Below are 14193 nucleotides of genomic sequence, written 5' to 3' on the forward strand. Positions count from 1 at the left end.
GACCAGCACCTGCGCGAGCCGGCTCACACCAGCCCCGTCCGGCGGGCGACCGAGCGGGAGTCGCGGGCGTGGACCTCGAGCAGGACGTCCTCCTCCTCGCGGCGACGGCTGCGGGCGATCAGGAGCGAGCCGAGGCCGAGGGCGACAGCACCTCCCGAGAGCAGCAGCCAGGAGCCGGTCTCCACTCCGGTGGAGGGGAGGCCGCCGGGGCCGGTCGGCGCGGTGATCGGCGCGGCCGTGGCGGTCGGTCCGGCCGTCGGCACGACGGTGGGCTCCGGGGTCGACGTGGGCTCCGGGGTCGACGTGGGCTCGGGGGTCGACGTGGGCTCCGGGCTCACGGTCGGCTCGGGCGTCGCGGTGGGCTCGGGCGTCGCGGTGGGCTCGGGCGTCGCCGTCGGCTCAGGCGTCGCCGTCGGCTCGGGAGTCGCGGTCGGCTCCGGTGAGCCGGTCGGCTCCGGCGTCGGCGTGGGCTCCGGGGTCCCCGGCAGCTCGACGGCGGCGCCCTCCGGCGCCACGGCGAGCAGCGCCCGGGCGACGTCGCTGAACGCTCCGACCGGGTGGTTGCGGAACACCGGCGAGGTGCCGAAGAGGAAGCCCTCGGTGCCCGACTCCGTCGAGAACGAGACGGCCGAGGCCTGCCCGGCCGCGTCGCTCCGGGACTGCCCGTCGGAGTCGACCCAGTGCCCGGCGACGAACGTGCCGTCCTCCGAGTAGCTCTGCTCGACCGCGACCGACTCGTCGAAGCCGGCGAACCACAGTGCCGGCGAGACGAACGCGGTGTCCTGCGGGTAGTCGCCGAGGACTCCGCCGGCGGGCGTCTCGACCGAGACGATTCCGTTGGAGCCGCTGGTGCCGGTCTGCGCGGTCAGCTCGGCCAGGCCGAAGTCGGACACGAAGGCCGCTCCTGCGCCGCCGCGGCCGACGACGTCGCCGCCCGCCGCGAGGAACTCCTCGACCACGATGCGGCCCACGGCCTGCTCCGCGGTGAAGGAGAGGGCGCGTCCCACGTAGAGCACGTCTGCGCCCTCGAGGGTCGCGGTGCCCGCGGTGAGCGCGGCCGCGTCGACGGCGACCGCGTCGGCGAAGCCGAGCTTGGCCAGCGCGTCGCGGTCCTCGTTCGTGCCGGAGTAGGCGACGCGGAGGGCGTCGAGCGCCTTCCCGTCCTCGGCGCGCACGCGGTCGGCGGTGGTCGCCGTGAAGTCGACGCCGAAGGCGGCGGCGGCTCCCTCGGCGGCCGCGAGCCCGGCGGCGTCTGCACGGAGGGCGATCGTGCCGTCCTCGAACTGCTCGAGGGCGACGCCGTCGGCCAGCAGCGCGTTGACGGCCTGGTACTCCAGGACGCCGCGCGGCTCGAAGGCGAGGTAGTCGGCGCCTGCCGGGACGGAGCCGACCGGAGCGACGGCGGTCACCGGCTCCAGGCCGACGGCTGGGAGGGCATCGGTGGTGGAGCCGATCGCCTGCACGTCGGCGCCCCAGAGGAGCGAGAGGCTCCAGGCCGAGACGTCGTACATCTCGGGCACACGGCTCGAGATGTCGCTGCCGTCGGCGAGGAGGACGTTGGCGAGGCCGCGGACCGACTGGTGCATGTCGACCAGGTAGGTGCCCGCGGGGTAGGAGACTCCTCCGACGCTCGTGGCGGCCGTGGTCCGCGACACCTCGACGCCGTGGGCGAGCAGCTGCGCGACGAGTGTCTCGGCGTCCGAGACGGAGCGCTGCGTGCCGTCGACGGGGATGACGTAGGCGCGCGGGTACTCGGTCGTGTAGACGTCGGTCTCGTCCCAGATCTCGGTCCACTCGGTCGGCACGCCCGCAGGCAGGTCGGCCGCGGAGACGTCGGCGGGGATCTCGACGGCGGGGGCGCCGGTGACGCCGCGCTCGAAGATGGCGACCTGGTTGCTCAGGAGCGCGTCGCGGTTGGCCTCGATGTAGTCGACGGAGGCGTCCATGACGATCCCGGCGACCTCGACGTCGATGTCCGCGTTGGCCTGGCCCTGGGCGATCTCCTCCGGAGTGCTGTTGGCCGTGCGGCCGAGCGGAAGCTCCACCGTGTTGGTGATCGCGCCCTGGAAGGCGACGTACTGCGGGGCGAAGATGGGAGGCCAGTCGTCCCAGCCCGCGCGGATGTCGCGGTAGGGGATGAGGATCTTCCCGGTGTTGTCCGTGGTGGCGCTGCCGTCCTCGGCGAGGTAGGTGTTGCCGGGCACGTCGGCCTCGACGACGCGGCGCTCGATCTCGAGCGCGGTCGCGTAGGCGTGCGGGAGGAAGAGGTCGTACTCGTAGTTCTCGCCGTGCGGCGGGCCGCAGGGCTCGACCTGGAGGATCCCGGTGTAGCCGTGGATGTCGATGAAGTACGTGGGCTGGAGCACGCTCGAGAGGTCGCGGATCACGGCCGCCTCGCTGGTGGCTCCGGTGATCATGTCGCGGTTCGGGTCGTAGCCCGCGGCGACGGCGCGCTGGCCGAGGGCGCGGCCGTCGGGGTTGTTGGTGACGGTGAAGTAGAGGCGGTTGCCCTCGAGCAGCGCCTCGGTCTCCGCGTCCTCGGCGGTGGCGACGCCCTCGATGTACTCGAGGATCGCGTCGCTGCCCTCCCACTCGTTGCCGTGGATGTTGCCGTTGAACCAGACCGGCACCTTGTAGCCGTCCATCAGCTCGGCGTCGGCGGCCGCGGCGGCGGGCTCGTACTTGAGCCGGTCGCGCCACTCGGCCTGCTGCGCCGTCTCGGCCTCGGTCTCGGGGGCGGTGACGGTGACCAGGTAGATGTCGCGGCCGAGGCCGGACTTCCCGACCACCTGGGTCGAGACCCGGTCGGAGCGGGCGGCGAGCGCGTTCAGCTGCGGCGCGATGGCGTCGTAGGGGGTGACTCCGCGCAGGAGCGAGGCGTCGGTCGGGTCGACGGGCACCTCGGTCAGCGGGGTCTGCTGCGGGTAGCTGGTCGGCACCGCGATCGGAGCAGACGGCGGACGCACGATGTCCACGCGGGTGTAGTCGGCGGGTGCTGCGGTCGTGGCGGTCGCCGGCGGGGCGACCAGGAGACCGCCGGCGGCGAGCGCGAGCGCGGCGCATCCGGAGGCGAGGGCGGTTCGAGATCTCAAGCGGAGTTCTTCCCTTGTCGAGGCGTGACGGAACGGATCGGGCCCCCGTCGGCGTCTGGATCTCCGAATCGGATGTGAACCCTCTCAGGAAGATAGAGGCTCCATGTTTCCGTCACGTGTCGGCCGGGTCACCTCCGCGAGATGCCTCCTCGGTACGCCTCGCCCGGCGACTCGAGTGCCCGAGTGGCATCCGGCGAGAGGAGGAAGGAGGGCCCGGTCAGAGGAAGAGGGAGAGGACGAGCGTGGCGCCGAGCGCGAGGACGGAGGCGAGGGAGACGCCGACGGTCACGGACTTGAGGGCGCCGCGGACCGACTGGCCGAGGAAGCTCTGCAGCAGCCAGAAGGTGTTCGAGGTGACGTGGATGCAGAACAGCGCGCCGGAGCCCGCGGCGAGTGCGATCAGCAGCGGGTCGAGGCCGAGTGTCGCGGCGACCGGCGCGACGACTCCGGCCGCCGTGATCGCCGAGAGGGTGACCGAGCCGACCGCGATGTGCAGCACGGCCGCCATCACCCAGACGAGCAGCAGCGGCGCGGTCGCCGAGGTCGAGAAGTAGCCCTTCAGGATCTCGCCGAGGTCGCCCTGCGCGATCACCGCGGCGAGCGCCCCGCCGACGCCGGTGAGCAGGAAGATCTGCCCGCCGTCCTGGAAGCCCTTGGCGACCGCCTTCTCCATCCGCGCGGTTCCCACGGTGGACCGGCCGACCACTCCGGTGCCGATCACGGCGAGGAGGAGCGCGATGACGGGGTTCCCGAGGAACTGCAGCACCGGCAGCTCGACCCCGGAGACGGTGAGCACCGCCTGCGCGGCGATGAGCAGGAGGGCGAGGAGCATGGGCGCGAAGAGGAGCAGGAGCGGGCGCTCGCGGGCGGCGTGGGCGTCCTGCGCCTCAGCGGGACCCGCCGCGTCCTCGACGGACGAGCCCGACGAGCCGCCCGATGCCGCTCCGACTCCGCTCGAGGACGCCCCGCCGCTCCCCCGTGCTCCGAACGACGGCAGCCGTCCGCCGTCCGCGGCGGGCGACGCCCCCACCGTCGCGAGCCCGGTCGTGTCGTCGCGCACGACCAGCTGCTCGTCGCGCGCCGGGTCCCAGAAGCCGAGGCGGAACGCGAGCGACATCAGCAGGATCGTGACCACGACCGTCGGCGCCACCACCGCGAATCCGCCGAGCATCATCACGCCCAGCGGCACTCCGAGCAGCCCCGCGAGCGCGACCGCGGCGAAGCCGGGCACCATCATCACGATGCCCGTCTCGAGCCCGACGGCGAAGGTCACGGCGACGATGCCGGTGCCCGCGCGCCCCAGCCGCGGCGCGATCCGGCGCGCGAGCGGGGCCGCGATCACGATCAGCGCGTCGACGAAGATCGTCTGCAGGTAGGTGGCGAAGGAGAGGCCCAGCGCGTAGGGGATCCCGCGGCGGCCGAAGACGCGCAGCAGGCCCTCGACGAGCCGGACGACGGCGCCCATCTCGTTGAGCATCGCGCCGATGAGCACGCCCCAGCCGATCAGGAGGCCCGCCTCCATCATCACCTCGCCGAAGCCGGTGGTCATCGTGGAGACGGTGTCGACGGGGCCGAGCCCGGTGAGCAGGCCGATCGCGGCGGCTCCCACGGCCAGCGCCAGCACCGGGTTGAACCGGAAGCGCACGATCGCGACGACCACCACGACGATCACGAGGGCGACGACGCCCAGGGTGTACCACTCGGGCATGACGTCCTCCTCCGCCCGCGACTGCGCGTGCCGTCACACCCTAGGGGACCGCCGCGCACCCCCTCGCCCCCGCCGGGCACGGGGCCCTAGCGTGGACGCATGGCACTGACGCTCCCCGAGCCCCGACTCCCCTCCCTCCTCGACTCCCCCGTCCTGCGCTGGGGGGTGATCGCGCCCGGCTCGATCGCCGGCTCGTTCGTCGAGGCGCTGCAGAAGCACACCCGGCAGCGCGTGGTCTCGGTGGGCTCCCGCTCGCTGGAGCGCGCGGAGCGGTTCGCGAGCCAGTTCGGGATCGAGCGGGCCTCGGCCGGCTACGAGGCCGTGGTCGAGGATCCGGAGGTCGACGTGGTCTACATCGCCTCCCCGCACTCGGAACACGCCCGCCAGGCACTGCTCGCCATCGCCGCGGGCAAGCACATCCTGGTCGAGAAGCCGTTCGCGCCTACCCCGGGCGAGGCCGAGATGATCGTGCACGCCGCGCGCGACGCCGGAGTGTTCGCGATGGAGGCGATGTGGATGCGCTACCTGCCGCACATGGACGTCGTGCGGCAGCTGCTCGCCGACGGGGCGGTCGGCGCGCCCGCCGTCGTCTCGGCCGACTTCGGCGCCGCCTTCGACTTCGACCCCTCCAGCCGGATCTTCGACCCGGCGCTCGCGGGCGGCGGCCTGCTGGACGTCGGCGTCTACGCCTCCTCCTTCGTCTCGATGGTGGCGGGCACCCCGCAGAGCACCGTCGTCGCCGGCAGCATGACCTCGACCGGCGTCGACGCGACCGCGACGATCGTCGGCAGCCACGCGCACGGGGTGCAGTCGGTGGCCACCTCGACCGTGCTGGCCGACACCCGCCACGCGGCGAGCGTCGCGGGGCGGGCGGGGCGGATCGACGTGCACCCGTCGTTCTGGACGCCGGGCGGCGTGACGCTCACCCGCGGCTCCGAGAGCGGGTCGTGGATCGACGAGACGCCGCTCCAGGGCGGCGAGGGCCTCGCCTGGGAGGCGCTGCACGTCGCGCAGTACGTGACGGAGGGGCGCACCGAGTCGCCGCTGCACCCGCTCGACGAGGTGGTCGCCGTGGTGCGGACCCTCGACGACGCGCGCCGCCGGCTGGGCGTCTCGGTATAGGGCGGGCGGCGGGAGACCGCCGTCCCGGCCCTCAGCCCGCCGGCAGCTCGACGCGGAAGCTCGTGCGCCCCGGCTCGGACGCGACGAGGACGCGCCCGCCGTGGGCGTCGACGACCGCCGCCACGATCGCCAGGCCCAGCCCCGTCGATCCGGTCGTGCGCGCTCGGGAGGAGTCGCCGCGGGCGAAGCGCTCGAACAGCACCGGCACCAGCTCCGGCGCGATGCCCGGGCCGGAATCGGTGACCGTCACGACTGCGATCGGCCGCCCCTCCGACACCTCCTCGGCGAGCGCCGCCACGACCCGGGTGCCGGGGGGCGTGTGCACGGTCGCGTTCCGCAGCAGATTGGCGACCACCTGGTGCAGCCGGAAGCCGTCGCCGCGGATCTCGATCGGCTCCTCGGGGAGCTCGAGGTCCCACTCGTGGTCGGGGCCCGCGGCGTGCGCGTCCGACAGCGCCTCGATCACGAGCAGCGTCAGGTCGACGGGCTCCTTCTCGAGGTCGCGGCCCTCGTCGAGGCGGGCGAGCAGGAGGAGGTCCTCGACCAGCGAGGTCATCCGGGTGGCGGCGGACTCGATCCGATCGAGGGAGTAGGCCGCCGACTCCGGCAGCTCGGTCCCGCCGCGCCGGGGCAGCTCCGCGTAGCCGCGGATCGCCGCGAGGGGGGTCCGCAGCTCGTGCGAGGCGTCGGCGACGAACTGCCGCACCTTGTCCTCGCTCGCCTGCCGCGATTCCAGCGCACCGGTGACGTGGTCGAGCATGCGGTTGAAGGCGGCGCCGACCCGGCCGACCTCGGTGCGGGTGTCGGCGTCCTCCTCCGGGACCCGCTCGACCAGCTCGACGGCGCCGCGGTCCAGCGGCAGCTCGGCCACGCGGGTCGCCGTCGCCTCCACCCGCTCCAGGGGCCGCAGGGCCACGCGGATGATCGCGGTGGCGACGAGGGCGACCAGCAGCATCGCCAGCAGCACCACCACGACGACCACCCAGGTGAGGGAGGCGAGCGTCTCGGCGACCTCGCCCAGGGGGACGCCGACGACGACCACGGAGCCCTCGACCGCCGCCGCGCGGACGCGGTAGGTCCCGAGGCTCCCGGGCAGCTCGATGGTCGCCTCCTCGCCCCCTGCGGCGACGGCCGCCGCGAGCACCGAGTCGGCCGGGTCCGAGAACTGCCGGCAGACCCCGTCGGCGTCGACGTAGGCGCCGATGAAGGAGCCGTCCGAGCCCTGGACGGCGGTGATGGTGCTGAGGTTCTGGCTCGGGCCGCCGCCGAAGGATCCGCTCGGGCAGGTCGTGGCCTGCTCGATCGCGCTCGACCCGCCGAAGCGGCTCGGCCCGTCGAAGTCCTGGAGGCGCGTGACCGACTGGCTGAGCGACGCGTCCGTGCTGCCGTAGAGGATCGAGCGGGCGGAGAGCACGCTGACCGCTCCCACGACGCCCGCCGTCACCGCGACGAGCGCGACCACGGCGACGACCATCCGCCGCCGCAGAGTCCACGGCGCGCGCCGGCCGCGGCGGGAGCTGCGGAGGGCGGAGCGGGTCGCGAAGTCGCCGAGCGACGGGCGGCCGGTGCGGCTCACTGGTCGGCGGGCTTCAGGAGGTAGCCGGCGCCGCGCACGGTGTGGATCATCGGCGAGCGGCCGGCGTCGATCTTCTTGCGCAGGTACGAGATGTAGATCTCGACCACGCTCGACTTGCCGCCGAAGTCGTACGACCAGACCCGGTCGAGGATCTGGGCCTTGCTGAGCACGCGGCGCGGATTGCGCATCAGGAAGCGCAGCAGCTCGAACTCGGTGGCGGTCAGCTCGATCTCGTCGCCGCCCCGGCGGACCTCGTGGCTGTCCTCGTTCAGCACCAGGTCACCCACGACGACCTCGGGGTCGTCCGCGTCGTTGGCGAGCAGGGTGCTGCGGCGGATGAGGCCGCGCATCCGGGCGACCAGCTCCTCGAGGGAGAAGGGCTTGGTGACGTAGTCGTCGCCGCCGGCGGTGAGCCCGGCGATCCGGTCGTCGAGCGCGTCCTTCGCGGTGAGGAAGAGGACCGGGGTCTCGCTGCCGTCCGCGCGGACCCGCTGCAGGACCTGGAGGCCGTCGATGTCGGGGAGCATCACGTCGAGCACGATCACGTCCGGTCGGAACTCGCGGGTGATCGTGATCGCGGCGCGGCCCTCGGCGGCGGTGCGCACCTCCCAGCCCTCGTAGCGCAGAGCCATCTGGAGCAGGTCGGTGAGGGTGCTCTCGTCGTCGACGACGAGGACGCGGATCGGCGTCCCGTCGGCCCGCTTCAGGCGGGTGCGCTGCGCGGGGGCGAGGTGCTTCGAGGGGGCCGGGGTGCTCATGACTCCAGTATCGGGAGTTCCCTATGGATCGGCTATGACCGGCCGATGCCGTCGCTGTGCGCTCCCGATGCGTCCTCCGCGGGATCGGCGTCGAGCTCCTCCGGAGCGATCGCCGCGGTGCGCGCGTAGCCGCGGACCCGCCGGTCGATGAAGGTCGCCGCCCAGAGCAGGACGCCGATCACGAGCAGCACCCCCGCGATCCCGTACTGGGCCGTGTCGCGTCCCGAGGTGATCGGCAGCACCAGGTAGACGCAGGCGATCGTGCCCAGCACCGGCAGCACGGTGGGGGTCCGGAAGTGACGGTGCTCGACCGGCTGCCGCCGCAGCACCAGCACGGAGACGTTGACGACGGCGAAGACCGCCAGCAGGAGGAGCGACGTGGTCCCGCCCAGCAGCACCGCGATGGGGTCGGAGGGGTCGCGCGACACGTAGGCGGTGAGGAGCAGGGCGATCACCGTCGTGAAGAGGATCGCGGCCCACGGCGTGCGCCGTCCGCGCAGCACGTTCTGCAGGAACGGCGGCAGCACGCCCTGGCGGCTCATCCCGTAGAGCAGGCGGCTGGCCATCATCATGTTGATCAGCGCGCTGTTGGCCACGGCGAAGAGCGAGATGAAGGGCAGCAGCGTCGAGATCGGGAAGTCGGGCGCCGCGGCCTCGACGACCGTGACGAGCGGAGTGTCGTTGCCGGCCAGCTCCCCCACGGGGACGATCGCGACGGCGAGCGTGGACACGAGCACGTAGACCACGGCGGTGATGCCGAGACCCGTGAGCATCACGCGCGGGAAGATGCGGCTGGGCTCCTTCGTCTCCTCCGCCATGTTCACGGAGTCCTCGAATCCGACCATCGCGAAGAACGCCAAGGAGGTCGCGGTGCTCACCGCGAGCAGCAGCGACTTGTCCTCCGGCGCCTCGAACGCGACCACCCGCGAGAAGTCGGCCTGCCCGCCGAACACGGCGAAGAAGCACACGAAGATCACGAGCAGCAGGCCCGAGAGCTCGATCAGGGTGAGCACCACGTTCAGCCCGACGCTCTCGGCGACGCCCCGCAGGTTCACCAGGGCGATGCAGACCATGAACACCAGCGCGATGCTCAGCCGCGTCCCCGCGCCGTCCCCGAGCCCGAAGCCGATCGCGAAGTTGCTCGCGAAGGCGCCCGAGGCGGCGGAGGCCGAGGTGATCCCGCTCGCCATCACGGTGAAGCAGACGAGGAACGTGACGAAGTGGATCCCGAACGCCTTGTGCGCGTAGAGCGCGGCGCCCGCGGCCTGCGGATACTTCGTCACCAGCTCCAGGTAGGAGCAGGCGGTGAGCGTGGCGACGACGAACGCGATCACGAAGGGGAGCCACGCGGCCCCGCCCACCTCGGCCGCGACCTGCCCGGTGAGGGCGTAGATCCCGGTCCCGAGGATGTCGCCGACCACGAACAGCAGCAGCAGCTTGGGGCCGAGCACCCGCTTGAGCTCGGGCGGGGCGGACGTCTCTCTCGTGGCGGTCATCGTCGGCCCCTCCCGTTGCGGATGAGCGCGAGCCTACGACCGCGGGCACCGCCCCGGGAAGAGCGGGCGCCCGGAGAGCAGGAGCCGACGACACCCACCACTCTGCCGTCGCGCCGTGCGCAGCGCAGCCTCCACCTCGCCGGCGGGAGGCTGCGCGAGGCCGGCTGACCGGATGCTGCCACGGCCGGAGCCTGCCCGGACGTCCCGTGGGCCCCGACCCTCCGCCCCGCGCGGAGCCGGGGGTCCGCCGCATGTCCGGATGCTGCCGTGCCCGGATGCTGATCTGGTGCCGCCGACGGCCCTCCGCGAGGCTCGGAGGACCACGACGAGAGGACGGACCATGACCGCCACTGCACCCGCCGCCACCCCGCACCTCGGCCCCGTCGCCGCCGGAGGCGCCCTCGCCTGGGCCGCGCTGGCCGCGCTGCTCCTGCTCGGGGAGCCGCACCCCGCGGCTGTCCTCGTGCTCGTGCTCGCGGCCGCCGCCGCGACCTCGCTGAGCGTCGTCGCCGTCGCCCGCCGGCAGCCCCCCGCCCGCCGCACCGGCGTCGTGATCGGTCTCCTCGCCCCCCTCCTCGCGAACGCCGGTCTCACTCCGCTCGCCGCGCTGGTCGGCCCGGCCGTGTTCGGAGCGGTGGCGCTGGTCCTCGCCGGTGAGCTCGCCGTCGTCGCGGTTCTCGCGCGGCGGCGCTGAGTGCGCGCCTCCTACACTCGGGAGGGTCGGGAGAACGGGGGGCCGCCGGTGCTGAGCGAGAACGCGATCGCGCTGTACCTGCACGCGTCCGTGCGCGGAGACTGGTCGCTCGAGAGCGCGTCGGACGAGCTCGGCGTCACCGTCGACGGCCTCCGCGAGGCGCGCGACGAGCTGATCGGGCTCCGGCTGCTCGCTCCGCTGCACGCGGGGGCGGAGTCGCTCGCCACGGCCGCACCGGACATCGCCCTGGCCGAGCTGATCGCCGACGACGAGCGGCGCCTCCTCGAGCTGCAGACCGGGATCACCCGTCGCCGCAGCGAGCTGATGGCCCTCGTCCCCGCCTACCGGAGCGCCCGCAGCGCCCTCGCCGCCGCGGAACAGGTGGAGGTGATCGAGGACCCGGCGACCGTCCTCCGGCTGCTCCTCGACCTGCAGCGCGGAGCCTCGGAGGAGGTGCTGATCGCCGCTCCCGGCACCAGCAGCGTGGAGCGGCACGAGGCGAGCGACGCCGTCGACCGCGAGCTGCTCGGGCGCGGCATCGCGAGGCGGACGCTGTACCTCGACCGCCGCCGCGACAACGCGGCCCTCCGGCGCTCGGTCGCGGAGCTCGAGCCGCTGGGCGCGCGGTTCCGGACCCTCCCGGTGCTGCCCTTCCGGCTGGTGGTCTTCGACCGCTCCCTCGCGATCGTCGCCCGCTCCCGGGACGAGGACGACCGCGCCGCCCTGGTCGTCCGCTCCTCCGAGCTCGCGGCGACCCTGGCGCGCGTGTTCGACGCGGCGTGGGAGTTCGCAGCGCCCCTGCACGCGGCAGGCGCCGAGGAGGAGCCCTCCCTCTCCGCGGTGCAGCGGTCGATCCTGCAGGGCCTCGCCGCCGGGCTCACCGACGAGGCGCTCGCGGCACGGCTGGACCTCAGCGTGCGCACCTGCCGTCGGCACATCGCCGGTCTCTTCGAGCTGCTCGGCGCCGAGAGCCGCTTCCAGGCGGGCGTGCTCGCGGCCCGGCGGGGCTGGCTGCCGGTCCGACCGCGCTGACGCAGGCCGTCGGCGAGCTCAGCGCCGCGGAGCCGGGCGCCGTCCGTCGAGGGCCCGCTCAGCCCGCGTGCGCTCCGAGGAACGCGAGCGCCCGCGGCCAGGCGTCGGTCGCCGCCTCGGCCTGGTAGGTCTGCTCGTTCGCGTCGTTGAAGAAGGCGTGGCCCGCTCCCGGGTAGACGACGACCTCGACGTCCTTGCCCTCGGTCGCCTCGCGGATGCGCGGCACCTGCTCGACGAGGGGAGCGTCCTGATCGCCCAGGAACGCCAGCACCGGCACCTGCAGCGCGCCGAGCTCCTCGGCGGACGCGGTGACGTGCCCGTAGAACGGCACGGCCGCCGCCAGCCGCGGCTCGGCCAGCGCGAGCGCCCACGAGAAGGTGCCGCCGTAGCAGAACCCGGTGACGGAGACGCTGGTCGCGCCCTCCTGGCGCAGGAGCCGCTCGACGAGGGCGCGGAGGATCGCGACGGTGCGCGTCGCGTGCTCCGGAGTGAAGACGGGGGCGAAGAAGGTGCGCAGCTCGACCTGGCGCGGCAGGCGCCGCACCGGGTGGTCGTAGTCGGCGCGCTGCTCCTCGTCGAGCTGCTCGAGCAGGCCGCTGTCGGCCAGGAGCTCGGGGGCGACGACGCTGTAGCCCTCGGCCGCGTAGCGGTCGGCGACCGAGCGGATGTGCCCGTCGACCCCCCAGACCTCGTGGATCAGGATCAGCGCGCGGCCGCCCTCACCGCTGCGGTACACCGGTACGTCGTGCTCGGCCAGGGTCCAGGTCTCATCGCTCGTGGGCATGCTCGCACCCTAGCCCCGGACCCCGGGATCACGCGTCGTCAGAAGTCGTACTCGCAGTTGCGGAGGTTCGCCACGTCCTCGGTGAGCGTCGGCTCTCCGCCGAGCAGGAACGCGTAGTTCTTCGAGTTGGAGGCCAGGAAGCGCAGCGTCGAGTCGTGCACGCAGTCGCGCTCGGTCAGCAGCACGGACGAGCCCAGGGCCGCCGCTGTCGTCGCTCCCGAGAGGGCGTCGGCGAAGGAGGACCCCGCGGCGAGGAAGACGCTGTCCTGCAGCAGCGACTGGGGGTAGGCGCTGTTCAGCTCGACGCTGGTCTCGTAGCGGTCGCGGCCGGCGATCCTCGAGACCGAGGGGGCGAGGCCGCGACGCGCGAAGTCCGCCACGTACGCGTCCCGGATCGAGGGGTCGCCGCCGAGGAACTCCACGTGCTCCGGCGCCAGGTCGCGCACCGCGGTCGCGGTCGCGGAGTCGGCGCCCGAGGTCGCACCGTCGACCAGCAGCACGGGCTGCGCACGCCAGCCGGCGATGGGCGCGGCCGACAGGGCGTCAGGGAAGTTCGTGCCGGTCGCGACGAACATGTTCGAGTAGGGGCCGGTGCCGAAGGCGTCCGCGACGATCCGGCGGGAGGTGTCGTAGCGGTCCGTCCCGCCGATGCGCTCGGTGCCGCCGACGATCGAGCGGATCGCGGAGAGGACCCCGGGGCTCACGCTCAGCTCGCTGCCGACGACCACGACCCGCTCCGGGCGGAGGCGGCGGATCTCGTCGGAAACGACCCGAGGCAGGCGGTCGGGATCGGTGAGCAGGAGCGCGCCTCCGAGGGCGGCGGCGGCCGGGCCGGCGCTCAGCGCATCCGGCCAGTTCGCCCCGCTGGCCACGTAGAGCACCGGGATGCCCGGGGAGAAGTAGCCCGTCGCCTCCACCGAGGTCGCGTAGCGGTCCGATCCGGCGAGGCGGCCGGTGTACTGCTGGTAGTCGCTGCTCAGCGAGAGGTCGATCCCGGCGGCCGATCCGCCCACCGGGACGCGCACGTCGCCCGCGTCGCCCGAGCGGAGGACGTGGTCCCAGTAGCTGTCGTCGATCACGTCGTCGCGGCTCGACGCCCGGACGAGGTAGTCGCCGGGGACGACCTGCTGGAACGAGTACGGGTTGTCGCCGCCCGTGATCAGGTCGAGCTCGCCGGTGCGGAAGTAGCCGTCGGTTCCCGGGTCGCGGTACCAGATGTCGACGCGCTGGTCGCCCGCGACGCCGCTCAGGCGTCCCTCGAGCGACCCCAGCCGTGCGGTGCGCAGCTGCACGCCGGCCGCCGGGGCCTGGAGCGGCTCGGCGCTGCGGGCGACGGCGCTGCCGCCGGACCAGAGGTCGGCGTACAGGTCGGCGTTGTCCTTGATCAGCAGGTAGTAGGTCTGCCCGGCGGTGAGCCCGTCGATGCTGAAGGTGAGGTCGCCGGCGACGGAGTGGTTCCCGAGGAGCCCCGCCTCGCTCGACCAGACCTCGACGTTCAGGAGGGCGCCGCGGGGAGTGGTGGTCGCGATCGAGCCGTCGGCCTCCTCGACCACGACACGGCCGCTGATCGACGCCGCAGCGCTCGCACGGGCGGCGCTCGGCGCCTCGTTCGGCACGGCGGGCAGGGGGGACTCGGCGCTGGGCTGCCAGAGAGGCTGCCCCTCGGGGAGCACGATCGAGCGGGGCGCGTCGGAGGCGGCGCCGAATGCGGCGACGGGGGCGGCCGACGGCGCGGCCGCCGATGCGGCGGAGGCGAGCGGGCTGGAGGTGATCGCCAGGGCGGCGACGAGGACCGCGGAGGCGGCGGACCTCAGAACGAGCGGGGACACGGCGGAGTGCCTGCTTCCAGGAGGAGGTCGCCCTGCGGCCGACCCGGCGGAGGGGATCGCGCTCATGCTAGCGGCGGCCCGCGCCCCGTCGTCCTCCCCGAT

10 protein-coding genes are annotated in these 14193 nt (G+C 73.7%); 3 read left to right on the forward strand and 7 right to left on the reverse strand.

Annotated elements, in window-relative coordinates:
* Positions 1–23 precede the first annotated feature (23 nt).
* Positions 24–3092, reverse strand: a complete 3069-nt coding sequence (locus tag C5D36_RS07900) for a M14 family zinc carboxypeptidase (protein ID WP_104295580.1) — start codon at positions 3090–3092, stop codon at positions 24–26.
* Between the two features lie 217 nt (positions 3093–3309).
* Complete coding sequence (locus tag C5D36_RS07905; RefSeq protein ID WP_104295581.1) at positions 3310–4800, reverse strand: GntP family permease; 1491 nt, start codon at positions 4798–4800, stop codon at positions 3310–3312.
* Between the two features lie 99 nt (positions 4801–4899).
* On the opposite strand from C5D36_RS07905, the gene C5D36_RS07910 reads away from it, so the two are divergent.
* A complete protein-coding gene (locus C5D36_RS07910; protein ID WP_104295582.1) occupies positions 4900–5922 on the forward strand; it encodes a Gfo/Idh/MocA family protein in 1023 nt (340 codons plus the stop codon).
* Between the two features lie 31 nt (positions 5923–5953).
* On the opposite strand, the gene C5D36_RS07915 is transcribed toward C5D36_RS07910, so the two are convergent.
* Genes C5D36_RS07915 through C5D36_RS07925 form a run of 3 tightly spaced genes read right to left on the reverse strand, consistent with a single transcriptional unit; the run spans position 5954 to position 9752 of the window.
* Positions 5954–7498: a cell wall metabolism sensor histidine kinase WalK gene (locus C5D36_RS07915; protein WP_219812137.1), complete on the reverse strand. Its 1545-nt coding sequence runs from the start codon at positions 7496–7498 to the stop codon at positions 5954–5956.
* Positions 7495–8256: a response regulator transcription factor gene (locus tag C5D36_RS07920; RefSeq protein WP_104223650.1), complete on the reverse strand. Its 762-nt coding sequence runs from the start codon at positions 8254–8256 to the stop codon at positions 7495–7497. Before C5D36_RS07920 ends, C5D36_RS07915 begins: the two co-directional genes overlap by 4 nt.
* Positions 8257–8288: 32 nt before the next feature.
* Positions 8289–9752 carry an APC family permease gene (locus C5D36_RS07925; protein WP_104247764.1) on the reverse strand — a complete coding sequence of 488 codons (1464 nt, stop codon included), beginning with the start codon at positions 9750–9752 and terminating at the stop codon, positions 8289–8291.
* A 340-nt stretch (positions 9753–10092) separates the two neighbouring features.
* Between C5D36_RS07925 and C5D36_RS07930 the strand changes: the two genes are divergently transcribed.
* Complete coding sequence (locus C5D36_RS07930) at positions 10093–10446, forward strand: hypothetical protein (RefSeq protein ID WP_104247765.1); 354 nt, start codon at positions 10093–10095, stop codon at positions 10444–10446.
* Positions 10447–10494: 48 nt separating this feature from the next.
* Positions 10495–11478 (forward strand): helix-turn-helix transcriptional regulator, encoded by a 984-nt coding sequence (locus tag C5D36_RS07935; protein WP_104295583.1) that lies wholly within the window; start codon positions 10495–10497, stop codon positions 11476–11478.
* A 58-nt stretch (positions 11479–11536) separates the two neighbouring features.
* Here C5D36_RS07935 and C5D36_RS07940 read toward each other — a convergent pair whose 3' ends face one another.
* Both C5D36_RS07940 and C5D36_RS07945 read right to left on the reverse strand, forming a co-directional pair.
* Positions 11537–12262 (reverse strand): dienelactone hydrolase family protein, encoded by a 726-nt coding sequence (locus C5D36_RS07940; RefSeq protein WP_104223644.1) that lies wholly within the window; start codon positions 12260–12262, stop codon positions 11537–11539.
* A 38-nt stretch (positions 12263–12300) separates the two neighbouring features.
* Complete coding sequence (locus tag C5D36_RS07945) at positions 12301–14091, reverse strand: cell wall-binding repeat-containing protein (RefSeq protein ID WP_104295584.1); 1791 nt, start codon at positions 14089–14091, stop codon at positions 12301–12303.
* Positions 14092–14193: the final 102 nt, after the last annotated feature.

It is taken from the genome of Rathayibacter sp. AY1C6 (assembly GCF_002931535.1).
Lineage (GTDB): Bacteria > Actinomycetota > Actinomycetes > Actinomycetales > Microbacteriaceae > Rathayibacter.

Bases quoted from the DNA above. Each gene is read 5' to 3' on its own strand.
- C5D36_RS07925 (WP_104247764.1), bottom strand. From the start codon at position 9,752: ATGACCGCCACGAGAGAGACGTCCGCCCCGCCCGAGCTCAAGCGGGTG.
- C5D36_RS07930 (WP_104247765.1), top strand. From the start codon at position 10,093: ATGACCGCCACTGCACCCGCCGCCACCCCGCACCTCGGCCCCGTCGCC.
- C5D36_RS07940 (WP_104223644.1), bottom strand. From the start codon at position 12,262: ATGCCCACGAGCGATGAGACCTGGACCCTGGCCGAGCACGACGTACCG.
- C5D36_RS07920 (WP_104223650.1), bottom strand. From the start codon at position 8,256: ATGAGCACCCCGGCCCCCTCGAAGCACCTCGCCCCCGCGCAGCGCACC.
- C5D36_RS07905 (WP_104295581.1), bottom strand. From the start codon at position 4,800: ATGCCCGAGTGGTACACCCTGGGCGTCGTCGCCCTCGTGATCGTCGTG.
- C5D36_RS07910 (WP_104295582.1), top strand. From the start codon at position 4,900: ATGGCACTGACGCTCCCCGAGCCCCGACTCCCCTCCCTCCTCGACTCC.